This window comes from Spirillospora sp. NPDC029432 (assembly GCF_040703975.1).
Lineage (GTDB): Bacteria > Actinomycetota > Actinomycetes > Streptosporangiales > Streptosporangiaceae > Spirillospora.
In genome coordinates this window covers 50580-73600 of record NZ_JBEZWH010000033.1, presented here as the reverse complement: position 1 = coordinate 73600, position 23021 = coordinate 50580, and the positions used below count along the sequence as shown (strand labels likewise).

At 73.4% G+C, this 23021-nt stretch carries 21 protein-coding genes; 6 read left to right on the top strand and 15 right to left on the bottom strand.

The genetic code is table 11. From position 1 onward, the window contains the following. Window positions 1-80: 80 nt before the first annotated feature. The 5 genes from AB0881_RS24660 to AB0881_RS24640 all read right to left on the bottom strand — a co-directional run bounded on the left by AB0881_RS24660 (window position 81) and on the right by AB0881_RS24640 (window position 4419). Complete coding sequence (locus AB0881_RS24660) at window positions 81-266, bottom strand: hypothetical protein (RefSeq protein WP_366620280.1); 186 nt, start codon at window positions 264-266, stop codon at window positions 81-83. Window positions 267-524: 258 nt separating this feature from the next. Beyond that, on the bottom strand, window positions 525-2411 hold the full coding sequence (locus tag AB0881_RS24655) for an endonuclease/exonuclease/phosphatase (RefSeq protein ID WP_366620278.1): 1887 nt from the start codon (window positions 2409-2411) through the stop codon (window positions 525-527). Between the two features lie 176 nt (window positions 2412-2587). Continuing rightward, a complete protein-coding gene (locus AB0881_RS24650) occupies window positions 2588-3676 on the bottom strand; it encodes an alcohol dehydrogenase catalytic domain-containing protein (RefSeq protein WP_366620276.1) in 1089 nt (362 codons plus the stop codon). A 76-nt stretch (window positions 3677-3752) separates the two neighbouring features. Continuing rightward, a complete protein-coding gene (locus AB0881_RS24645; protein WP_366620274.1) occupies window positions 3753-3944 on the bottom strand; it encodes a ferredoxin in 192 nt (63 codons plus the stop codon). A 16-nt stretch (window positions 3945-3960) separates the two neighbouring features. Then, the gene (locus AB0881_RS24640) at window positions 3961-4419 is read right to left on the bottom strand and encodes a pyridoxamine 5'-phosphate oxidase family protein (protein WP_366620272.1); all 459 of its coding nucleotides are present in this window, start codon (window positions 4417-4419) and stop codon (window positions 3961-3963) included. A 237-nt stretch (window positions 4420-4656) separates the two neighbouring features. On the opposite strand from AB0881_RS24640, the gene AB0881_RS24635 reads away from it, so the two are divergent. Beyond that, a complete protein-coding gene (locus tag AB0881_RS24635; protein WP_366620302.1) occupies window positions 4657-5316 on the top strand; it encodes a class I SAM-dependent methyltransferase in 660 nt (219 codons plus the stop codon). Window positions 5317-5373: 57 nt separating this feature from the next. Here AB0881_RS24635 and AB0881_RS24630 read toward each other — a convergent pair whose 3' ends face one another. The 10 genes from AB0881_RS24630 to AB0881_RS24585 form a co-directional block, all read right to left on the bottom strand. Then, window positions 5374-6504 carry a prenyltransferase gene (locus tag AB0881_RS24630; protein WP_366620270.1) on the bottom strand — a complete coding sequence of 377 codons (1131 nt, stop codon included), beginning with the start codon at window positions 6502-6504 and terminating at the stop codon, window positions 5374-5376. Further along, on the bottom strand, window positions 6494-7255 hold the full coding sequence (locus tag AB0881_RS24625; RefSeq protein ID WP_366620300.1) for a methyltransferase domain-containing protein: 762 nt from the start codon (window positions 7253-7255) through the stop codon (window positions 6494-6496). Before AB0881_RS24625 ends, AB0881_RS24630 begins: the two co-directional genes overlap by 11 nt. 106 nt (window positions 7256-7361) lie before the next feature. Beyond that, a complete protein-coding gene (locus AB0881_RS24620) occupies window positions 7362-8618 on the bottom strand; it encodes a glycosyltransferase family 4 protein (protein ID WP_366620298.1) in 1257 nt (418 codons plus the stop codon). A 112-nt stretch (window positions 8619-8730) separates the two neighbouring features. Then, the gene (locus AB0881_RS24615) at window positions 8731-9990 is read right to left on the bottom strand and encodes a cytochrome P450 (protein ID WP_366620269.1); all 1260 of its coding nucleotides are present in this window, start codon (window positions 9988-9990) and stop codon (window positions 8731-8733) included. Between the two features lie 38 nt (window positions 9991-10028). Continuing rightward, window positions 10029-11276: a cytochrome P450 gene (locus tag AB0881_RS24610; protein WP_366620267.1), complete on the bottom strand. Its 1248-nt coding sequence runs from the start codon at window positions 11274-11276 to the stop codon at window positions 10029-10031. Window positions 11277-11389: 113 nt separating this feature from the next. Beyond that, window positions 11390-12289: a 3-oxoacyl-ACP reductase gene (locus tag AB0881_RS24605; RefSeq protein ID WP_366620265.1), complete on the bottom strand. Its 900-nt coding sequence runs from the start codon at window positions 12287-12289 to the stop codon at window positions 11390-11392. Window positions 12290-12489: 200 nt separating this feature from the next. After that, complete coding sequence (locus tag AB0881_RS24600) at window positions 12490-13497, bottom strand: MBL fold metallo-hydrolase (RefSeq protein WP_366620263.1); 1008 nt, start codon at window positions 13495-13497, stop codon at window positions 12490-12492. Window positions 13498-13558: 61 nt separating this feature from the next. Continuing rightward, window positions 13559-14716 carry a steroid 3-ketoacyl-CoA thiolase gene (locus tag AB0881_RS24595; protein WP_366620261.1) on the bottom strand — a complete coding sequence of 386 codons (1158 nt, stop codon included), beginning with the start codon at window positions 14714-14716 and terminating at the stop codon, window positions 13559-13561. A gap of 144 nt (window positions 14717-14860) precedes the next feature. Beyond that, complete coding sequence (locus AB0881_RS24590) at window positions 14861-16126, bottom strand: cytochrome P450 (protein WP_366620259.1); 1266 nt, start codon at window positions 16124-16126, stop codon at window positions 14861-14863. A gap of 79 nt (window positions 16127-16205) precedes the next feature. Continuing rightward, window positions 16206-17399, bottom strand: a complete 1194-nt coding sequence (locus tag AB0881_RS24585) for a cytochrome P450 (protein ID WP_366620257.1) — start codon at window positions 17397-17399, stop codon at window positions 16206-16208. Between the two features lie 212 nt (window positions 17400-17611). On the opposite strand from AB0881_RS24585, the gene AB0881_RS24580 reads away from it, so the two are divergent. From AB0881_RS24580 to AB0881_RS24560, 5 genes are read left to right on the top strand one after another with little or no spacing between them, the layout of a single operon-like run. After that, a complete protein-coding gene (locus AB0881_RS24580; protein WP_366620255.1) occupies window positions 17612-18613 on the top strand; it encodes a ketoacyl-ACP synthase III in 1002 nt (333 codons plus the stop codon). Window positions 18614-18621: 8 nt separating this feature from the next. Then, complete coding sequence (locus AB0881_RS24575) at window positions 18622-19398, top strand: glycosyltransferase family A protein (protein WP_366620253.1); 777 nt, start codon at window positions 18622-18624, stop codon at window positions 19396-19398. Next, window positions 19395-20546: a cytochrome P450 gene (locus AB0881_RS24570; protein WP_366620252.1), complete on the top strand. Its 1152-nt coding sequence runs from the start codon at window positions 19395-19397 to the stop codon at window positions 20544-20546. The genes AB0881_RS24575 and AB0881_RS24570 overlap by 4 nt, the downstream gene beginning before the upstream one ends. Further along, a complete protein-coding gene (locus AB0881_RS24565; RefSeq protein ID WP_366620250.1) occupies window positions 20543-22033 on the top strand; it encodes a class I adenylate-forming enzyme family protein in 1491 nt (496 codons plus the stop codon). Before AB0881_RS24570 ends, AB0881_RS24565 begins: the two co-directional genes overlap by 4 nt. Next, window positions 22030-23001 (top strand): NAD-dependent epimerase/dehydratase family protein, encoded by a 972-nt coding sequence (locus AB0881_RS24560; RefSeq protein ID WP_366620248.1) that lies wholly within the window; start codon window positions 22030-22032, stop codon window positions 22999-23001. Before AB0881_RS24565 ends, AB0881_RS24560 begins: the two co-directional genes overlap by 4 nt. Window positions 23002-23021 lie beyond the last annotated feature (20 nt).

Genomic DNA, 23021 nt, shown 5'->3' with positions numbered 1-23021 from the left:
CCTGTGTCATGGTCGGAACATAACCTCCGGGCGATTCGCACGACTATGCCCACCACCGCGACGCCGCCCTCACGCGACGGTCACGTGTTGATGTGGAGGTCGACTCCCAGCAGGATGAGGAACCACAGGAATATGGCCAGCAGCGCGCTGGCGACCTGGCGTAGCAGTTCCGCGTCGATGTAACCGCGGTCCCAGGCGACGAACACGCCGATGATGATGTAGATCAGCCCGACGATGCTGATGCCGGGCCGGTATCTGGACGCCATGGAGGGCTCTCTCCTCACGCACGTAAGGGGTGGGACTCATGACGTCCGGCCGGTGCCCGGGGTGCCGCGCGTGAAACTCCGGCGGTATTCGGGGCGTTCCGGTCGCGTTCCTTCGGGCCGTCCTGAAATGGTGCCGCCGTTTCGAAGGAAGGGAATGGGCCGAGCCGGTGTAGCGGAACGGCCACGGGCGGCGATAATCGGAATGTCGCTCCGGTGGCCGGCGGCACTTTGGGCAGCGCTCGCCGGCCACCGCAGCTTCTAGCGGCGGGTGCGGGCGCCGGACATGTCGATGCGGAGCACGGCCGGGTCGTGGCCGCCCGCGCGGGACGCGAAGTCGGCGTTGCGGTGGACGATGTCGTACTCGTGCTTCCGCGCGGCCAGCGACGGGCTCACCATGATGTGGTCGGTCGCCCGCGCGCTGCCCTGGGTGACGGTGGTGTAGCGGTCCTTCGCCGGCAGGGCGGCGGGCAGGTCGCGCAGGCCCGTCTCCTTGGCCAGGGCGCGGACCGGCGTCGCGTGCTCCGGCTCGCCGAGGTCGCCCGCCACGATGATGTCGGCGTTCCGGTCGGCGGCGCGGACGGAGCGGACGAACCGCGCGATCACCTTGGCCTGCTCCATGCGGCGCCACTCGGTCGGGCGCGTCGGCGGCTGGTAGCGGCCGAAGGCCGGGTGGTCGTCGCCCGAGCGGGGGTACCACTGGTTGGCGACCACGATGATCCGGTTGCCCTTCCAGGTCACCTCGCCCGCCACCGGCTTGCGCGTACGGCTCCACGCGGCGTCGCCGGGCGCGACGCGGCCCGGGCTGAGGCTGAGCCGCACGCCGGAGCGCTCGCGCACCGCCTTCACGGGGGCGGTCTCGGGGACCGCCTCGTCGCCGCCCGTCGGCCGGTCGACGAACGACAGGCCCCGGTCGCTGCGGAACAGGAACCCGACGTGGTCGTTGGAGCCCTTCTCGCCGCCGTCGGCGTTGTCGCGCGGCGGGACCGAGCGCCAGTCGTAGCCGGGCCCGCCGGCGGCGCTGATCGCGGTGATCAGCTCGGCGACGGTCTGGTCGGCGGCGACGGTGCCGTCGTCGCGGGTGCCGCTGTTGTCGCGCAGCCCGGTGACGGTGACGAGGTCGGGCGACTTGAGACCGGAGACGATGTCGGCGGCCAGCGCGGCGATCCGCGCGCGCGGCGCGTCCGGGCTGAGCCCGCCGAGGTCGGCGGTGGCGACGGCCAGCTCGCCGGGCCGCGCCGCCCGGGTCTCCTCGGGCTTCGCGCCGCCGTCCTGGTGCCGGGGGGCGGCGGTGACCAGCAGCTTGAACGCGCCGTACGCCGAGTCGAGGACGCCGGCGGCGACGCCGGGCAGCCGGTCGCCGGCGTTCATCCGGGGGAGCGGGGCGAGGGTGTCGTCGAGCACGACCCGTTCGGGGTTGGCGTCGGCGGCGGTGTCGAGGGCGCCGCGGGGCGTGCGCGCGGCGCCGGCCGGCAGCACCGGGGCCTCGCCGTACCGGGACGGTCCGGCGGCGACCGCGTTCCGCACGCCCGCCCGCATGCCCTCGATCGTCTCGTAGAAGTCCAGCGCGTTCCGCCGCGGGTCGAAGCGGCCGCCGCGCTCGATGTCGCGCGCGGCGCCCCAGGTGGGACCGGTCATGATCGTTCCGGGGACGCGGCGGCCTCCGGAGCCGATCAGCACCGGTGCCGGGAGCGGGACGCCGCGGGCCTCGACCGCGGTGCGGGTGGCGTCGATCTCGGTACGGCCGAGGGCGGCCGAGCGCACGCCGCCGGGCCGGTACTCGGTGACCCGGCCGTCGACCCGGACGGAGTCGCCTGCGGCGACCGTGGGGCGCTCGCGGGTGAAGACGTAGACGCCCTCGGAGGTGGCGTCTTTCCGGTCGGGCCTCGGGTCCTGCATCCAGAACCCGGTGGCCGCCACCGCCGTCACGACGCCGGGGACGCGGGCGACGGCGCGGCCGTTCAGCGGCGACACGTGCCCCGCGCCCTGGATGTCGCGGATCCGCCGCTCGGGCGGTGCCGCGGCGTCGGCGGGCGCGGCCGCCAGGAGGGGCCCGCAGACCACCGGCAGGCCGAGGAACGCTCCTGCCGCCAGCGCGCGGACCGGCCGGGTACGCCGGGCCCGTCCCGGCTCACCTTCGTACGCCACCCAAGCTCCATCTCGTACTAGAGCGCGGCCCAATGGACACGAAGAAGGATGACATACCGCGTCGGGCGAAATCGCCGTCTGGGGAACGCGATTCCGGGGCCGGTGGCGCGTACCGGCCCCGGAACCGCGGGCTCGGGCGAAATCGGTCTAGATCGGTCTCGATCGGTCTCGGGCGGTCAGTCGAACAGGACGACCTGGCGGATGACGTCGCCGCCCTTGAGGGTCTCGACGGCGTCGTTGAGGTCCTCGAACCGGATCCGGCGCGAGATCAGTCCGTCCAGGTCGAGCCGGCCCGCCCTCCACAGGTCCACGAACCGCGGCACGTCGCGCTTCATGTCGCAGCCGCCGTACAGCGAGGACTTGATGTTCTTGCCCTCGAACAGCAGCGAGAAGGCGCTCATCTCGAAGTTGTCGTCCGCCGCGCCGGCACCGACGACGATGACGTCGCCGCCGCGCCGGACGGAGTTCCACGCGGTGGTGATCGCGGCGGCCTTGCCGACGACCTCGAAGGCGTAGTCGAAGCCGGCGCCCGCGGTGAGCAGCCCCTTGACCTCCTCCAGGTCGTCCAGCGTCGCGGTGTGCGTGGCGCCGAACTGCTTGGCGAGGGGGTGCTTGGCCTCGTTCGGGTCGATCGCCAGGATCGTGGACGCGCCCGCGATCCGGGCGCCCTGGATGACCGACAGGCCCACGCCGCCCGCGCCCACCACGGCCACCGTGGCGCCCGGGTGGACCTTGGCGGTGTTGATGGCCGCGCCGACGCCGGTGGGGATGCCGCAGCCCAGCAGGGCCGCGTACTCGAACGGCACGTCCTCGGCGATCTTGATGACGCCGCGGCTGGGGAGCACCACCTCGTCGGCCCAGGTGCCGGAGCCGGCCATGCCGAACGCGGGGCTGCCGTCGGCCAGCGTGAAGTTGGGGACGCTGAACGACTGCACCACGTAAGTCATGCACAGGAACGGCTCGCCGCGCAGGCACTCGGCGCAGGTGCCGCAGTCGGGCGTCCAGTTGACGACCACGTGGTCGCCCACCGCCACACCGGTGACGTGCTCGCCGACCTCGGCGACGATCCCGGCCCCCTCGTGCCCCAGCACCGTGGGCGGCATCGACGGCAGCACGCCGGTCAGGGTGGAGAGGTCGGAATGGCAGACCCCGGTCGCCTTGATCTTGACCTTGACCTGGTCGGGACCCGGGTCGACGGTGCTGACGTCGTCGCGCAGGTCGATTTCGGCGTCGCCGACCGCGTGCAGAACCGCGGCACGTGCCATGGGTGCCTCCACAGTGGGATGGGGCGCCGGCGGGGCGCGGCGCCCTGGAAGGGGTGGGTTTCGCTGCTGTTCGCTGCTATTCGTCGAGCGTGAGCGCGGCCTTGGGGCAGGACCGCACGGCGTGCCGGACGCGGTCGGCCTCGGCGGCCGGGACCTCCGGCATGAGGATCTCGAGCTCGTCGTCGTCGTTGAGGTCGAAGACCTCGGGGGCGAGCCCCACGCACACGGCGTTCGCCTCGCACACCATGGGGTCGACGCTTACCTTCATCGCCACTGTCTCCGTTTCACTGGCCGGCCATCTTGCTGTGGTCCCACGAGGCGACCCGGCCCGGTTCCACGAGGTAGGCGTACCGCTTGGCGGCGGTGACCTCCGCGAAGGCCGTGACGGCCTCCTCGTCCTCCAGGCCCGTCATCTTCCGGACCACCTCGCGGCCAACATACAGAACGTCGTTCGGTTCCGTCAGGACCTCCGCCCGCCCGTAGATCAGGACGCCGGCCAGCTCGAAGTACTCCTCGCCGGACTCGATCAGGCACGTCACCCGGGGATCCCGCGCGATGTTGCGGGCCTTCTGGGAGCTCCGGTAGGTCCAGAAGGCGATCTTGCCGTCGACGACCACGTAGAACATGGTGACCATGTGCGGGGTGCCGTCGGGGTTGATCGTCCCCAGCTGCAGCTTGCGCTGCCCGCCGACGAAGCCGAGGGTCTCGTCCTCGCTCAGCGCGATCTCGGTACGCTTGCTCACCGGAAAAGTAGAACACGTTCCAGTATTGCCGGGCAAGACTGGAGTCTCATTCAAGTGAACCGGATGCCGCGCCCCGGCGAGGATGGGCGGGCCCCGTTCCGGGCAGACCATGCATCAAGCCAGGATGGATCGGGATAAAGTGCCCGGCGGAGGAGATCGATGACCAACACCACGGCGTCCACCCACGCGGGGACGACCACACCCCCCTCGGGGCCGGCGGCGGCCCCGGCCGCGCCGATGCCGCGCGACCTGCTCCGCGCCGCGCGCGCGGCCAAGGGCTTCATGCCGGAGCCCGAGGGCCAGGCGCTGTACGAGACCGCGCTGGAGTACGGCGCGCGCCCCGACCTGCCCGGCCCCCTGCTGGAGATCGGCAGCTACTGCGGCAAGTCGGCGATCTACCTCGGCGCGGCCGCCCGGGAGACCGGCGCGACCGTCGTCACCGTCGACCACCACCACGGCTCGGAGGAGAACCAGGCGGGCTGGGAGCACCACGACCCGTCCCTGGTCGATCCGCTGACGGGCCGGATGGACACGCTCCCGACCTTCCGCCGCACCCTGGGCTCCGCGGGCCTGGAGGACCACGTGGTGGCGATCGTGGGCACGTCCCGTACCGTCGCCGCGTTCTGGAACACCCCGCTGGCCCTGCTGTTCATCGACGGCGGCCACGCCGAGGACCTGGCGCAGGCCGACTACGAGAGCTGGGCGCCCTGGATCGCGGTGGGCGGCGCGCTCGTGATCCACGACGTCTTCCCCGACCCCGCGGACGGCGGCCAGGCGCCGTACCACGTCCACCAGCGCGCCCTGGGGAGCGGCGCCTTCACCGAACGCCGCGTGGAGGGCTCCCTGCGCGTCCTGGAGCGCACCGCCGACACCGACCCGCTGGCCCCCGGAGCCTGAGCGCCCGAGAGCGCGAGCGAGCCCTCCGTCCCCAGCAGCGGGACGGAGGGCTCGGCGTCAGAGCCGGGTGCGGACGGGGTTGGCGGTGCTCACCACGTAGCATCCGCACGCTTCGGGGTCGGCGGGGTCCGAGGGGCCCAGCGGGCGGCCCGCCACCTCCTTGAAGATGCGGGCGCCGGGGGAGGTTCCTTCGAGGGCGTCGGCGGCCAGGACGATCGCCGCCGCCGTGTACGTGGAGCGGTCCCCCGGGAAGTGCCGCCGGTTCTCGTACTGCCAGCCGGTCCAGTACGAGCCGTCCTCGTGCCGCAGGTGCTGGATGGTGGCGAACAGCTCCAGGGCCCGCTCGCGGTCGCCGGCGGCGTCCAGGGCCATCACGAGCTCGCTGCTCTCGGCGGCGGTGACCCAGGGCTGGTCGGACACGCAGCGGCAGCCGAGGCCGGGGACGACGAAGGTGTCCCACTGCTCGGCGATGCGCCGTTCGGCGGCGGCGCCGCGGACCGGGCCGGACAGGACGGGGTAGTACCAGTCCATCGACCAGCGGCTCTTGTCGGCGAACGCCTCGGGGTGCGCGGCCACCACGTGGCCGAGCTGGTCGGCGGCCAGCTCCCATTCGGGTTCGGGCTCGCCGAGGTGCTCGGCCAGCGCGACCGCGCAGCGCAGCGACTGGTAGATCGACGAGCAGCCGGTCAGCAGCGCGTGGTCGGACGCGGCGCCGTCCTCGTGCCGGATCCAGATGATCTCGCCGCGGCGGGTCTGGAGGCCGAGCACGAAGTCGACGGCGCGGCGCACCGCGGGCCACATGTGCCGGGCGAACGCCTCGTCGCCGGTCATCAGCAGCTCGTGCCAGACGCCGACGGCGATGTACGCGGCGTGGTTGGACTCGCCGCCCGGTTCGGTGACCTCGCCCAGCACCCACTTGGCCGGCCAGGAGCCGTCGGGGCGCTGGACGGAGCGCAGCCACTCGTACGCGCGGCGGGCGGGTTCGCGCAGCCCGGCGACCGTGAGGGCCATCGCGGCCTCCACGTGGTTCCAGGCGTCCACGTGCCCGGGGACCCCGCCGGTCGGGGTGAACCAGGGGATGGCCCCGGACTCCTCCTGCTGGACCGCGATGCTGCGCGCGGTCGCGACGATCTCGTCCGAGGTCAGCACGCCCGGCACGGCCGGGGGCGCGGCGGGCTCAGACCGCATCCGCGGTCTCCTCCGCCGGCGCCGAGGGAGCGCCGGACGCGGGGGGCTTGGCGAAGTACACGACGACGCTCTTCCCGATCACCGGGTTGAGCACCCGCTCGGCCAGCCGGGTGGCCAGCGGCCGCTTCATGATGTCCCACACGAGGATCTGGTGGTACGCCTTGGCGGCGACGTGGTCGTCGTTGTTCACGCCGACCGCGCACTTGATCCACCAGTACGGGGCGTGCAGCCCGTGCGCGTGGTGGTGCGGGCCGACGCGGAAGCCGATGGACTTGAGCTTGGCCTCCAGCTCCGCGCGGGTGTAGATGCGGATGTGGCCGCCGGGGGCGGTGTGGTAGTCCTCCGAGAGGGCCCAGCAGACCCGCTCGGGCAGCCAGGCCGGGACGGTCACGGCGAGCCGCCCGCCGGGCTTGAGGACCCGCATCAGCTCGCGCATCGCCCGCATGTCGTCGGGGATGTGCTCCAGCACCTCGGACGCGATGATCTTGTCGAAGTGGTCGTCGGGGAACGGCAGTTCGAGGGCGTCGCCCTGCACGGTCTCGGCGGCGGCCTCCTCGGGGAGGCCGCCCTCCATCCGCATGGCCTTGAACATCGTGTCGACGCCGGCCAGCTCGCCGGCGTCCATGTCGAAGGCGACGACGCGCGCACCCCTGCGGTACAGCTCGAAGGCGTGCCGCCCGGCGCCGCATCCCATGTCCAGGACGCGCTCTCCGGGCTTCACGCGGAACCGCCCGAAATCAACGGTCAGCAGGGTGGTGCTCCTTCCGTACGGGGGACGCCGCGCGCGGCGCGGGTCCCTGGATCTCGTCCCGCTGGGCCTGGCCGGCGGGCCCGTGGCGGGCCCGGGGCCGGGCCCGTCAGGCGCGCCGGTGGGGGCGGGCCGAGGCCAGCCGCCGGTAGCGCTCCTGCGCGATCGCCTCGCGGTAGTGCGCGACCGTGGCCTGCGCCACCGCGGGCCACGCGAACCGCGACTCGACCCGGGCCAGGCCCGCCTCGCTCATCCGGGCGCGTTCGGCGGGGGAGTCGTGCAGCCGGCGCAGCGTGGCGGCCAGCTCCTCGACGTCGCCGGGCTCGACCAGGATCCCGGCGTCGCCGACGACCTCGGGCAGCGCCCCGGCGCGGCTGGCGACCAGCGGGGTGCCGGACGCCATGTGCTCGACCGCCGGCAGCGAGAACCCCTCGTACCGGGACGGCACCACGGCCGTCTCGGCGGAGGCGAGCAGGTCGCCCAGCTCGTCGTCGGTGATGCCGCTGACGAACCGGACCCGGTCGCCCAGGGCCAGCTCGCGGACGAGCTTGGCGGTGGGGCCGTCGTCCTTGGGCTTGCTGACCACCACGACGTGCACGTCGCGCTCGGTGGCGACCTTGGCGACCGCGCGCAGCAGCACGTCCACGCCCTTGATCGGGGCGTCGGCGCTGGCCATCGCGACGATCCGGCCGGGGACGCGCCCGCCGCGCGGGTGGAAGATCCGGGTGTCGACGCCGAGCGGCAGGATCTCGATGTCGCGCGGGTCGACGCGGAAGTCCTTGACGATGTCGACCTTGGAGGACTCGGAGACGGTCAGCACCGGCCCGATCCGCCGCGCCACCTGGCTCTGCATGGTGACGAAGCCGTACCAGCGGCGCTTGCCGAGGTGCTGCCGGACGCCCTTGGCGGCCTCCAGCTCGATCCGCCGGTCGACGCTGATCGGGTGGTGGATGCTGGTCACCAGCGGCAGGCCGAGCCGGCCGATGCCGAGGTTGCCGAGGCCGAGCACCTGGTTGTCGTGGGCGACGTCGAAGTCGCGGCGGCGGCGGCGCAGCTCGCGCAGCACCCGCAGGCTGAACGTCAGCGGCTCGGGGAAGCCGCCGGTCCGCATGTGGGCGTACTCCAGGACGTCGATCCAGTCGCGGAACTCGCCGAGGGCCGGATTGCGGAAGGGATCCTCGTCCCGGTACAGGTCCAGGCTGGGGATCTTGGTCAACCTGATCTCGTCGCGGTCGAGTTCCGGATACGGTTGCCCGGACAGCACCTCGACCGAGTGCCCGAGGTCGACCAGCTCGCGGCTCAGATGCCGCAGGTAGACGCCCTGGCCGCCGCAGTGCGGCTTGCTCCGGTACGAGAGCAGGGCCACGCGCAGCGGGCCCTCGGCCGGGCCGTCCGGCGGGCCCGCCGGGCCCTCTGACCGACCGCCCGGCGGCTCGCCTGCCTCAGCCACGCCAGTCCCTGCTCACGCACCACTCCTGTCAATCGGTGGACGTCCGGCGCAGCCGCACCGGCATGCCCTTGATGCCGTTGATGAAACTAGACCTTAGCCTCCGCACGTTACCGGAGAGTTCGATATTGGGCATGGAGTCCAAAAGTGTTTCGAAAAGCACACTCAACTCCAGCCGGGCAAGATGCGCACCGAGGCAGAAATGGGGCCCTCCGCCGCCGAACCCCAGGTGGGGGTTGGGGTCGCGGCCGACGTCGAAGCGGTACGGGTCCGCGAAGACCCGCTCGTCCCGGTTGGCCGAGCCGTAGAAGACCACGACCTTGTCGCCCGCCGCGATCTTCGCGCCGCCGAGCTCCACGTCCCGCATCGCCGTGCGGCGGAAGAGGTTGACCGGGGTCACCCACCGGACGATCTCCTCGACGGCCGTGGGCAGCAGGCTCCGGTCGGCGCGCAGCCGCTCCCACTGGTCCGGATGCTCGAAGAACGCGAGCATCCCGCCGGACGCGGCGTTGCGGGTGGTCTCGTTGCCGGCCACCGACAGCAGCATCACGAACAGCTCGAACTCGTTGCCCGTCAGCTCGTTGCCCTCGGCGTCCGGCTGGAGCAGCCGGGTGACGATGTCGTCGCGCGGCTCCGCCCGCCGCCGCGCCGCCAGCTCCTCGGCGTACGCGTACAGCTCGGTCGCCGCCGCCTGGCCCTCCTCCGGCGAGGTCTGGAACTCGGGATCCTCCGCGCCGATCAGCGTGTTGGACCAGTGGAAGATCTTGTCGCGGTCCTCCACCGGGGCGCCGAGCAGCTCGCAGATCACGTACAGCGGGAGCGGGGCGGCGATGTCCCGGACGAAGTCCGCCTCGCCGCCCGCCTCCAGCCGTTCCGCCACCTCGCCGACGAGGTCGCGGCAGATGTCGCGGATGTGCTCCTCCAGCAGGCCGATGGCCCGCGGCGTGAACCCCCTGTTGACGATGCTCCGCTTGCCCGAGTGCTCGGGCGGGTCCTGGTTGAGCATCATCATCCGCTGGAGGTCCAGGTGCTCCGGATCCGGCTCGTCGAACAGCGCGAGCCGGGCGTACGACGAGAACACCTCCGGATGCCGGGACACGTGGACGACGTCCTCGTGCCGCGTGACCGCCCAGAACTCCGGGTTGCCCCGGCTCGGATCGGCGTGGTGGCGGTGGACGGGCGCCCGCTCGCGCAGCTCGGCGAGCTGCTCGTGCGGGATCCCGCCGCGCTCGTAGACGTCCGGATCGACCAGTTCGATGTTCGTGAGCGGGGCCTGGGGGGTGGTGGTCATCGCCGCGGACCTCCTCGTCGGCACGGGCGGAGCGAGGGTCAGGTGCGCCCGGAGGCGCTGGGGGTGAACTCCACGGGGAGTTCCTTGACGCCGTTGACGAAGTTGGAGCGCAGCCGGCGGGGCTCGCCGGCCGGCCGGATGTCGGGGACCCGGTCCAGAATCGTCTCAAAGATGATCCGCAGATTCATCCGCGCGAGGTGGGTTCCCAGGCAGAAGTGCGGCCCGCCGCCGCCGAAGCCGATCTGCGGGTTGGGATCGCGGCCCACGTCGAAGGTGAACGGGTCGTCGAAGACCTTCTCGTCGCGGTTGGCCGAGCCGTAGAACAGCACGACCTTGTCGCCCGCCTTGATCTGCTTGCCGCCCAGCTCGGTGTCCTGGGTGGCGGTACGGCGGAACTGGTTGATCGGGCTGACCCAGCGCACGATCTCCTCGACGGCCGTGGGCAGCAGGCTCCGGTCCTTCTTGAGCCGCTCCCACTGCTCGGGGTGCTCGAAGAGCGCCTGCATCCCGCCGGCCGTGGCGGTGCGGGTGGTCTCGTTCCCGGCGATCGACAGCATGATCACGAAGAGCTGGAACTCCTCGTCGCTGATCCGCTCCCCGTCCGGGCCGGGGGACAGCAGCTTGGTCACGATGTCGTCGCGCGGGTCGGAGGCGCGCGCGGCGGCCAGCTCGCCCGCCCAGGCGGCGAACTCGGCGGCGCACATCGCGGACTCGTTCCGGTCGCCGATGAACTCGGGGTCGTTGAACGCGACCAGCTTGTTCGACCAGTGGAAGATCTTGTCGCGGTCCTCCATCGGGGCGCCCAGCAGCTCGCAGATCGTGTAGAGCGGCAGCGGGACGGCGAAGTGCTCGACGAAGTCGCAGCGGCCGAGCGTCACGGCCGTGTCGATCAGCTCGTGGCAGCTCTGCCGGATGTGGTCCTCGAGCTTCTTGATCATCCGGGGCGTGAAGCCCTTGTTGACCATGCTGCGCAGCCGGGTGTGGTCCGGCGGGTCCTGGAAGAGCATCATCTGCCCGTACAGGGCGATGTCGTCGTCGGTGAACTCCTCGAACATCGCCGTCCGGGTGTGCGAGGAGAACAGCTCGGGGTGGCGCGACACGTAGATGACGTCCTCGTGCCGGGTGATCGCCCAGAAGCCCGGTACGCCCTCGTTCGGGTCGTGGTGCCAGTGGACCGGGTCGTGCTCCCGGAGCCACGCGAGGGTGTCGTGCGGGATGCCGTCCCGCTCGTACACGCCGGGGTCGATGACGTCGATGTCGGGAACGAGGCCGAGCTCAGGGGCCATGGAACGATCCTTCGTGCCGGGGGTGGGTCGTCGGGTCGTCGGTTCGTGGGGCGGGACGGGACGGACGGGCGGGCGTGTCACTCGAAGCGCATGTGTCACTCGAAGCGCATGTGTCACTCGAAGGCCGCGGCGAGCTCGCCGGCGGCGGTGAATCCGGCGGCGCCGGTGGAGATCTTGGGGCCGAGCTCGGCGGCGAGCGCGGCGGGCGTCCAGGCGCCGTCGGCGGCGGCGAGGTGCGCCACGGCCGGCGGCGCCATCACCGCGACGCGGCCGCCGTACGCGACGAAGACCTGGCCGGTGACGTCGGCGGCGGCGGGTGAGGCGAGGTAGACGACCAGCGGGGTGACGTGGTCGACCGACAGCGGGTCCGGGCCGTCCTCGGGGGCGGGGCCGAACACCCCGGCGGTCATGTTCGTGCGGGCGCGCGGGCAGATCGCGTTGGCGCGCACGCCGTACCGGCCGCAGGCCTGGGCGGTGGACAGCGTCAGCGCGGTGATGCCGGCCTTGGCGGCGGCGTAGTTGGGCTGGCCGGCCGAGCCGAGCAGGAACGCCTCGGACGAGGTGTTGACGATCCGCGCGTACACCGGCCCGCCGGTCTCCTTGGACCGTGCCCGCCAGTGCGCGACGGCCAGCCGGGAGGTGGCGAAGTGCCCCTTGAGGTGGACGCGGACGACCGCGTCCCACTCCTCCTCGGACATGTTGAACAGCATCCGGTCGCGGGTGAACCCGGCGTTGTTGACCAGCACGTCCAGGCCGCCGAACGTGCCGGTGGCGGTCGCGACCAGGCCCTCGGCCGTGTCCCAGGCGCCGATGTCGCCGGCGTGGACGGCGGCCTCGCCGCCGGCGGCGGCGATCTCCTCGGCCACGGAGTGCGCGGCGTCCGCGTCCACGTCGTTGACCACGACGCGGGCGCCCGCACCCGCCAGCGCGAGGGCCTCGGCCCGGCCGAGCCCCCCGCCGGCGCCGGTGACGACGGCCACCCGCCCGTCCAGGCTCACATCTGGGTCGGTCACGGCATACCTCGTTCCCTGATCCTGGAGTCGAGCGCGCTTGCCCGGGCAAGCAATCTAGAACACGTTCTAACATGAGACTCCAGTCTCATCAAGGGGGCAAGAGGGGGTGACGTGAGTCACCCGGCCCGCGGGCGGCGGCCGTTCGCGGGCACGCCGAAGACCCCGCACGCGGTTCGCGTACGGGGTCGGGAAGGCGCGGGTCAGCCGGTCAGCACGTAGCTGATCGGGTCGCCGCCGGCGCGGCGGACGACGCCGCGCCGTTCCAGCGTGCGCAGGTGCGCGGCCGCCTCGGCGGCGGCCATCCGGCGGGAGCCGATCTCCATGTCCTCCCAGGCGCCGCGCCACCGCATGCCGGCGGCGATCCGCCACAGCGTGGCGGGCTCCCCGGCCGAGAGCAGCCCGGCGATCTCGACCATCCGCTCCTCGTGGTGCTCGGCGATCTCGCGGGCCCGTTCGGTGAGTCCCTGGAACCTGTACTGGTGCGCGGGCAGCACCTCGCCCACGTTCAGGCCGCCGACCCGCTCCAGCGACTTCAGGAAGTCGCCCAGCGGGTCCACGTCCGCCTCGTCGAACGGGTACAGCGAGATGTGCGGGGTGATCCGGGGCAGCACGTGGTCACCGGTGAAGATCCGGTCCGCGTCCTCCAGGTGCAGGCAGATGTGGCCCGGGCTGTGCCCCGGCGTCCACACCGTGCGCAGTGCCCGGCCGGGCAGGTCCACCAGGTCGCCGTCCGCCAGCTCCCGGTCCGGCAGCGCCGGCGGGTCCACCATGTGGCCCGCGCCGGTCCACTCGGCCAGGTCGGACTCCGCGGCGCCCGCCTGGCGCAGCGAGTCCAGGTGGAAGGCGCGGCCGCCGTCCGCCAGCCGGTCGGTGTCGTGGAACCGCCGCACGACCGCGGTGTCGTCGCGGTGCATGGCGATCCACGCCCCCGACGCCTCGCGCACCCGGCCGGCCAGCCCGGAGTGGTCGGGGTGGAAGTGCGTGACCACCACCCCGTGCACGTCCGCCACGTCCATGCCGAACACGGCGAGCCCGTCCTTGAGCGCGGCCCAGGCGTCCTCGTGGTGCCAGCCCGCGTCCACCAGGACCGGCCCGCGAGGGCTCTCCAGCGCGTACACCAGCGTGTACGCGAGGGGGTTGCCGGGAATCGGCACCGGGACGCTCCACACGCCCCCGCCGAGGTCCTCGGGATCTGGTCGCACGCTCAAATCTCGTCTCCGCCCTTGTTCGATCGGTCGCCGGAGGCCCCGCCCCCGGCCCCGCGGCCGCTCAGATGCGCTCGATGATCGTGCCGGTCGACAGCGAGCCGCCGCAGCACATGGTGATCAGCGCGGTGGACGCGTCCCGCCGCTCCAGCTCGTGCAGCGCGGTGGTGAACAGCCGGGCGCCGGTCGCGCCGACCGGGTGGCCCAGCGCGATCGCGCCGCCGTTGACGTTGACGGTGTCCATGTCGGGCTTGTGCACCGACGCCCAGGACAGCGCCACCGAGGCGAACGCCTCGTTGATCTCGGTGATGTCGATGTCGGCCATCGTCATCCCGGTCCTCTTCAGCACGGCCTCGGTCGACTGCACCGGGCCGTCCAGGTGGTAGTACGGCTCGGCGCCGACGAGCGCCTGCGCCTTGATCCGGGCGCGCGGGCGCAGCCCGAGGGCGCGCGCCTTCGCCTCGTCCATGACCAGCACGGCGGCGGCGCCGTCGGTGATCTGCGAGGACGACCCGGCGGTGTGGATCGCGCCCTCCATGACCGGCCGGAGCTTGGACAGGCCCTCGACGGTGGTCTCGCGCAGGCCCTGGTCGCGGGTGACCGTCCGGGTCTCGCCGGTGGGGTTGCCCTCGGCGTCCAGGACGGGCGCCTCGATCGGCGTGACCTCGCGGTCGAACCGGCCGTCGGCCCACGCCTTGGCGGCCTTCTGCTGGGAGGCGGCGCCGAACGCGTCCAGGTCGGCGCGGGTGAGGCCGCGCCGCTTGGCGATGCGCTCCGCGGACTCGAACTGGGGCGGCATGTCCAGCGACCAGTCGTCCGGCTTGGGGTTGTGCGGGTAGACGTTGGCGCCCAGCGGGGTCCGGCTCATGACCTCGACGCCGGCGCCGATCGCCACGTCCACCACTCCGGCCGCGATCTGCGAGGCGGCCAGGTGCACGGCCTGCTGGGCGGAGCCGCACTGGGCGTCGATGGTGGTGACGCCGGTCTGCCAGGGCAGGCCCGCGTACAGCCAGGAGTAGCGGCCCACGTGGCTGCCCTGCTCGCCGGCCTGCGTCACGCAGCCCGTGAAGACCTGGCCCACCTCGATCGGGTCGATGCCGGACCGCTCCAGCAGGGCCTTGTAGGCGTGCGCCATGACGGCCTGCGCCTTGAGGCCCGCGAGCCAGCCGTTGCGCTTGCCGAGCGGGGTCCGGACGGCTTCGACGATCACAGGCGTGCCCATACGGTCTCCTTCTAGAACGTCATTCGACTACGAATGTAACCCGTTCCATTTTTCGGAGAAAGGGCGCCCCCGGGGGCCCCGTCCCACGCACCGGGACGAGACCCCGGTCACTGCCCGGCGCCGCCGCAGGTCAGCCGGGTGCGGCTAGCCGACGGTGACGGGCAGCTCCTTGACGCCGTTGATCCAGGACGAGCGCAGCCGCCGCGCCTCGCCCGCCCGCCGGATGCCCGGCATCTGCTCGGCGATCGCGTCGAACATCAGCCCGATCTCCATCCGGGCGAGGTTGGCGCCGATGCAGTAGTGCGCGCCGGTGCCGCCGAAACCGAGGTGCGGGTTCGGCGAGCGGGTGATGTCGAACCGCTCCGGCGCCTCGAAGACGTCCTCGTCGAAGTTGGCGGAGCTGTAGTACATCGCCACCCGGTCGCCGGCCTTGATCTCCGCGCCGCCCAGCTCGGTGTCGCGGACGGCGGTGCGCTGGAACGCCGTCACCGGCGTCGCCCACCGCACCACCTCGTCGGCGGTGGTCTCGGGCCGCTCGGCCTTGTACAGCTCCCACTGCTCGGGGTCGTCGAAGAACGCCATCATCCCGTGGGTGAGCGCGTTGCGGGTGGTCTCGTTCCCGGCCACCGCGAGGATGATCATGAAGTAGCCGAACTCGTCCTCGGACAGGCCCTGGCCGTCCACGTCCGCGGTGACCAGCCGGGTGACGATGTCGTGCGCGGGGCAGGCGCGGCGCTCGGCGGCCAGCCCCATCGAGTAGCCGATGATCTCCGCGGCGGCGCCGTTCGGGTCGGCGTCGTACTCGGGGTCGTCGTAGCCGAGCATCTTGTTGGACCACTCGAACAGCCGGCCGCGGTCCTGCTGCGGCACGCCCATCAGCTCGGCGATCGCCTGGAGCGGCAGCTCGGCCGCCACCTGCGTGACGAAGTCGATCGTCCCGTCGCCGCCCGCCCGGCGCGCCTCCGCCACGATCCGGCCGGCCCGCTCGCGCAGCGCGTCGTGCAGCCCGTTGATCACGCGCGGGGTGAAGCCGCGGGAGACGATCCGGCGCAGCTTGGTGTGCTGCGGCGCGTCCAGGTTCACCAGCAGGGTCTCCCGCTGGACGGCCAGCTCCTCCTCGGTGAACCGGTCGTTGAAGCGGATGATCGACCCGTTCGCCCCGGCCGAGAACAGCTCGCCGTCGCGGGAGATCTCCTTGACGTGGGCGTGCTTGCTGATCACCCAGAAGCCGTCGTCCTGGAAACCGGTGGCGCCGCGCGGCTGCGCGTTCCACCAGGGGCGGGCGGTACGGCGCAGCGCGGCGAACTCGGCGAGCGGCACCCGCTCGGCCATCAGGTCGGGGGAGCTGAAGTCGAAGTCGGCGGGAACGTCGGCGGGAACGTTCGAGAGATCCGGCGCGGTGCTCGTCATGAACGCAAGGTAAAACGCCCTCCGCGGCCCGCACAAGAGAAAATGAGACTCAAGTCTAGTCAGTGGTATAGATCTCAGATCATGTAGCGGTCTTGACGCGGAGGCCCGCGTACGTGGGAACGAGGACGCCCCTCGCGGCGCGCCGGGACACCACCCGGTACGGGCGCCCCTCGGAGTGCAGCGCCCCCAGCATCCGGGCGACCTGCGTGCGCGCCACCGCCGCGCCCAGGCACAGGTGCCGCCCGCCGCCGAACCACAGCTGCCGCGTCTCCGGCACGTAGTCCCGCCGGACGTCGAACGGCCCGGCGGCGTTGGTGGCCAGGTAGGCCAGCAGCAGGACGCGCTCGCCCGCCCGCAGCCGCCGCCCGCCGACCTCGGCGTCCCGCGCGACATGGCGGCCGATCACCGGGGCCGGGGCGGCCACCCGCAGGCCCTCCCGCACGGCGTTGCCCAGCAGCTCCGGCTCGGCGAGGAGCGTTCTCTGCTGGCCGGAGTCGTGGAGGAGCGCGACCGTGCGGGACGTGCCGGAGGCCCCGGTCTCGGTCCCCGCGATGGCCAGCAGCGTCGCCAGCCCGCGCGCCAGCGGCACGCCGAAGCCCATCTCGCGGCAGCGGCCCAGGATCGTGTCCGGGCCCGCGGTCCGGTACGCCTCCTCCACGCCGGCCGTGATGTCGTCGACGATGGTCCTGGCCTGGGCGAGGACGCCCGGGGCGAGTTCGGTGGAGGCGGTGGTCCCCATCGCCAGGGCGGCGAGCCGCTCCCCGGCGGCGAAGATCCTCCGGTACGCGTCGTCGTCGCGGCCGGCGGGCAGCCCCAGCAGGTCCGCGACCAGCCGCCCGGCCAGCACGCGGGTCGCGTCCGCCACGTCCACGGTGCCGCCGCCGGCCAGCCGGTCCGCGATGGCGGCGTAGTGCGCGCCCTGCGAGCGTTCCACCAGTTCGCGGGCGCTCTCCTCGGTGAAGAGGTCGCGCGCCCTGGTCCGCACCTCGGTGTGCCGGGCGCCGCCGAACAGCTCGCCCATCTCGGCGCCGAACAGCTGGGTCCACATATGGCCGACCCCGCCCTCGCCCGTCATGCCGAAGGCCGCGTGGTCGTTGAGCACCCGCCGCGCCAGGAGGGGGTCCGTCACCACCCAGCCGAGCCGCGGGATGCGCGTGATGGGGCCCGTGTGCCGGGCCGCCTCCAGCAGGGCGTACAGGCCCTTGTTGCCGTTCCAGAGCAGCCGCGCCTCGTGCCGCGCGGCGGGGTCCCCGAGCGTGTTCGTCCTGATCACCCGGCCAGTGTGCCGTCCGGCGGGCGGTGAACCGACCGTTCATATCACCTATTCAGGGGGCGTGGTGGTACTCACTCGGACCTGGGGTAGAACGCCCCCTTTGGGTTACGTAGGGTGCCCCTGGCGACGGAGGACGCGGCCCGGCGAAGGTTTCGGTACCGGGACCGGCACCCGCCGATCTCGGATCTAGGCGAACGGGGGTCCGGACCACCATGAGAGCGCGCATCGCGGGAGTGGCGGCGTATCTGCCGCCGCGCACGGTGAGCAGCGCCGAGGTCGAGGCGCGCGTGGCGGCGTCCGGCGGCGGGTACCGGCCGCATCCGACGATCGTCGAGCGGATGACCGGGATCGCGTCCCGCCACCTCATGCGCGACGACCAGCAGGCCTCCGACCTCGCCGTCGAGGCCGCCCGGCGGCTGCTGGACGAGCACGGCACCGCCCCGGACCGGCTCGACCTGCTGATCTTCGGCTCGGCCTCGCAGGACATGATCGAGCCCGCCACCGCGCACATCGTGGCCGCCAAGCTCGGCGCGGACTGCCCGGTCTTCGACGTCAAGAACGCCTGCAACAGCTTCCTCAACGGGCTCCAGATCGCCGACGCGCTGATCCGCACCGGGCAGCACGAGCGGGTCCTGGTCTGCACCGGCGAGTCCCCGTCCCGCGCGATCCGCTGGAAGGTGAGGGACCGCGCGCAGTTCGTGGACGCGTTCGCCGGCTACACGCTGTCCGACGCGGGCGCCGCGATGCTGGTCGAGGCCGCTCCGGACGGCGGGATCTTCTACCGCGACTTCGCCGCCGTCTCCACCGCCTGGGACGTCGGCACGCTCCCCGGCGGCGGCTCGCTGCACCCGCGCGACCCCGAGTTCTCCTACTTCAGCGGCGACGGCCGCCGGCTCAAGGACGCGTTCGTCGGGCACGGCCCCGAGATCTTCCACACCGCCCTGCAGAAGACCGGCCTGACCTGGGACGACTTCGCCTTCATCGGCGTCCACCAGGTGACGGTGCCGTACCTGGAGGTGCTCCGCTCGATCCTGGACGTCCCCGCCGACCGGCTCGTGGTGACGCTGCCCGAGCACGGCAACGTCGCCTCGGCCTCGCTGCCGCTCCAGCTCGACACCGCGATCCGCGCCGGCCGCTGCGGGCCCGGCGACCGGATCGCGCTGGTCGGGCTGGCCGGCGGCGTCAGCCTCGGCGTCACGTTCGCGGAGCTGTGACGGTGGCCATGACCGCGCGGGACCTCTGGGTCGTGATCCCCGCGTACGACGAGGAGCGCTCGATCGGCGCCACGCTGCGCCGGCTCGCGGAGCAGACCGACACCGGCTTCACCCTGGTCGTCGTCGACAACGGCAGCACGGACCGCACCGCCGAGGTCGTCCGGGAGTTCGCCGCCGCGAACCCCGCGCCCGAGGTGCGGCTCATCGCCGAGCCGGAGAAGGGCACCGGCGCCGCCGCCGACACCGGGATCCGGCACGCGATCTCCGCCGGGGCCACGCACATCGCCCGCACCGACGCCGACTGCCTGCCCGCCCCGGACTGGATCGCGGCGGTGCGGCGCGCGTTCGCCGAGGGGCTGGAGATGGTCAGCGGGCCGCTGCGGCCCCGGACCGACGAGTTCGACCTGAAGCTGTGGGAGCGGCGGCTGCTCCCCGCCGTGATCGGCGTCGCCGCCATGTTCGGCCGGTTCCGGCCGGGCAACCAGGACCCGCTCGCGCTCGGCCCGTACATGATGATGCCCGGCTGCAACGTCGCGATCACCGCCGCGCTCTACGAGCGCGCGGGCGGCTTCCCGCGCACCCGCATCGAGGACGTGCACGAGGACCGCGCCCTGGTCAACGCCGTGCGCCGGCTGACCACCGCGTACGGCCTGCGCGGCGACGTGACCGTGTACGGCTCGGTGCGGCGGCTGCGCGCGTACGGCCTGGTCGGCACCCTCGGCTGGTACGCCGACCACCGCTACAAACCGGAGGTCGTCGACATCCGCATCGGGGACGTCCGGTGACCGGCTGGGAGCGGCGGCTCTACCTGTCCGCGCACCCGTTCGCGTACCCGCTGCTGCGCGGCCTGGCCCGACGCGGCCCCGTCGTCCGGGTACCGGGCGTCGGGGTGGTCGTGAACGACGCCGCGCTCGCCCGCGACGTCCTGATGGACGGCGCCGCGTTCCGCAAGGACGGCCCCGGCTCGCCCGGCGACCTCTGGACGCCCGTGCTCGGCCCGTCCGTGCTGCTCAACATGGAGGGCGAGGCGCACCGCGCGCTCCGCCGCCGCCTCACCGACCTCTTCACCCCCTCGTACGCCGACGCGCTGTGCGCGCGCGTGCTGGCCGGGCCGCTGGAACGCCTCGCCGGCCGCCTCGCCCGCGGCGCCGTCGTGGACCTGGTCGACACCATGCGCGTCATGGCGGGCGCCGTGATGAGCGAGGTCATCGGGCTGGAGGCCCGATCCGAGGACGAGAGCCGCCGGCTGTTCGAGCAGGGCGAGCGGGTCGTCTCGATGATCTCGCTGCGCACCCGCCGGCTCTCGCCCGCGCAGGTGGCGCGGGCCCGCGCCGTCCTGGACCCGCTGGGCGACATCGCCGCCAAGGCGTACGCGGCCGGCGACGAGGGCACCGTCATGGGCCGGATGCGGCGGCTCGGCCTGTCGGAGGCCGAGGCGCGCGGCGCCGCCGGGGCGTTCTTCCTCACCGGCACCGAGACCGTCGCCACGCTCGTCCCGCGCCTGGTCGCGCTGCTGCACGACACCGGCCGCCTGGACCCCGGCCGCCTGGACCCCGGCATCGACCTCGACCGGGCGATCGACGAGGCCATGCGGGTCGCGACGCCGACGCCGGTGATGCTGCGCGGCGTGCACGCGGCCGCCACCATCGGGGACGTCGCGGTCCGGCCCGGCGACCGGGTCCTGATCGCGACGCACAACTGCTGCCGCGCGTACGGCCCGTTCGACCCGGACCGGCCGCACCCGCCGGAGCTGCGGCGGCTGTGGTTCGGCGCGGGCCCGCACTTCTGCATCGGCTACCCCCTCGCGATGGCCGAGACCCGCGCGGTCGCCCGTACCGTCCTCGCCGCCGCGCCACTGAAGATCACCCACCGGCGGGCGGCGCGCCGCGTGCTGATCCCGACGTACGCGCGCCTGGAAGTGAGGGCCGTATGACGCTCGTACGGCGCCTGCTGGACCAGGCCGCCGAGACACCCGCCGCCGTCGCGCTCGTTGCCGGGGACGGGCGGGAGCTGACGTACGGCGAACTGCGCCGCCAGGTGCTCGCCGTACGGCACGGGCTGCTGGCCGCCGGGATGGAGCCGGGGGACGGGGTGCTGTTCTCCGTACGGCCCTCGCCCGAATCGCTCGTGCTGGCGCTGGGCGTGGTCGCGGCCGGCGGAGTGGTCGTCTTCGCCGACCCTGGGGCCGGGCCGGAGATGTTCACGGCCCGGCTCCGCCTGGCGAGCCCGCGCTGGTCGGCGGCCGAGTCGCTGCTGTACGCGGCGAGCCGCCTGGGACCCGTCCGGGCGTACGCGCGGCGCCGCGGGCTGCTGCTGCCCGACCTCGCCGACCTGGGCATCCCGCACCACATCCACGTGGGACGGTGGCTTCCCGGCGTGCCGCGCGGAGCCCTGCCTTTCGCGCGGCTCGCGCGCGGCACGGCCCCCGAGCCGCGCGACGACGGGGACGCGGACGCGCCCGCCGCCGTCATCTTCACGTCCGGCACCACCGAGAACCCGCGCGCCGTCGTCCACACGCAGGGCTCGCTGTCGGCGGCCCTGGACCTGTTCCGCGAACGCCTCCCGCTGGGGCCGGGCGACGTCGTCCACACCGACCAGCTCATGCTGGGCCTGCCGACGCTGATCTCGGGCGCGCGCTGGTCGATGCCGCCGCTTTTCTGCTCGCCGGGCGACTTCGCGCGCCTGCTGGAGGAGCGGGGCGCGACGCACACGTTCTGCGTGCCCGTCCACCTGGCCGAGATCCTGGACGCGCGCCCGCGGCTGCCGGACGCGCTCCGGTACGTCCTGCTGGGCGCGGCGCCCGCCCCGGCCGCGATCCTGCGCCGCGCCCTGGCCTCGGCCCCGTCCGCCGAGGTCCTGTCCGTCTACGCGATGACCGAGATCCTGCCCGTCGCCATCGCGTCCGCCCAGGAGAAGCTCGACCACGCGGGCGAGGGCGACTTCGTGGGCGCGCCCCTAGCGGGGACCTCCATCGCCGCGGACGGCGAGCTGCTGCTGTCCGGACCCAACCTCTGCCGCGGCTACCTCGGCGACCCGCCCCTCACGGAACTGCCCACCGGCGACCTGGCCCGGCACGACGCCGCCGGCCGGCTCGTCCTCCTCGGCCGCAAGAAGGACATGCTGATCAGAGGCAAGTTCAACCTCTACCCGGGCCTGTACGAGCCGGCCATCGCCGCCCTCGACGGCGTCACCGAGGCCGCCATCGTCGGCGTCCCCGACCCCGGCACCGGGGACGAGGAGGTCGTCCTGGCGATCACCGGCGACGCCGACCCGGACCGCCTGCGCGCCCGCCTGCCCGGAGTGATCGACCACGGCGCGCTCCCGGACCGCATCGTCGTACTGCCCGAGTTGCCCCGATCGGGCCGAGGCCGCAAGCTCGACCGGGACCTGTTGCGGGCACATGTACGGGAGGCACGGTGAAGGTCGCGGTCACGGGGGCGTCGGGGTTCGTCGGGGGCGCGGTCTGCCGCGCCCTGCGGGACCACGGGATCGAGACCTACGCGTACGGGCGGCGCGCCGAGATCCCGCCCGGCCATGTCGGCGGCGCCCCGTACCGCTCCTGGGACATCACGCGCGGCCCGCTCCCGGACGCGCCCGAGGTCGGCGCCGTCGTCCACTGCGCGGGCAGCGTCACCGACTGGGGCCCGGCGGCCGCCCTCTTCGCCGCCAACCTGACCGGCACCAAGAACGTCCTGGACGCCTTCCCGCGCGCCCGCTTCGTGCACGTGAGCACCGCCAGCGTGTACGACCCGTACCGCCCGACGGTCATGGCCAGGGAGGAGGACGCGCCCGCGGCCCGCCACCTGAACGCCTACGGGGCCTCCAAGGCCGCCGCCGAACGGGCCGTCCTCGCGGTCATGCGCGGCCACGGCCGCTCCTCGTGGCGCGGCCCGAACCGGCGCGAGGCGATCGTCCTGCGCCCGCACGCCGTCTACGGCCCCGGCGACACGACGCTGCTGCCGCGCGTGCTGGCGTCCGTGCGCGGGCCGGTCCTGCCCGCCGTGGGGAGCGGGCGGCGGCGCGTCAGCCTCACCTCCGTCGGCAACCTCGCCCAGGCGTGCCTGCTCGCCGCCTGCGGCCCGGTCGGCACCGGCGTCTACAACGTCACCGACGCCGAGCCCGTCAGGCTCGGCGACGCGCTCCGCGCCATCCTCGCCGAGCGGGGCGTCCGGGCCCGGCCGGTCTACCTGCCGGCCCTGCCCGTCCGGCCGCTCGCCGCCGCCGTGGAGGGCGCGTACCTGCTGGCCCGCCGCCCGGAGCCGCCCCGGCTGACCCGGTACGCCATCAGCCACCTGGCCGTGGAGCGCACCCTCGACATCACCGCCGCCTGCCGCACCCTCGGCTACAAGCCCGAGGAGACCGACTTCACCGGCGCGGCCGCCTGGTAGAGCGCCGCCGCGCTGGGCAG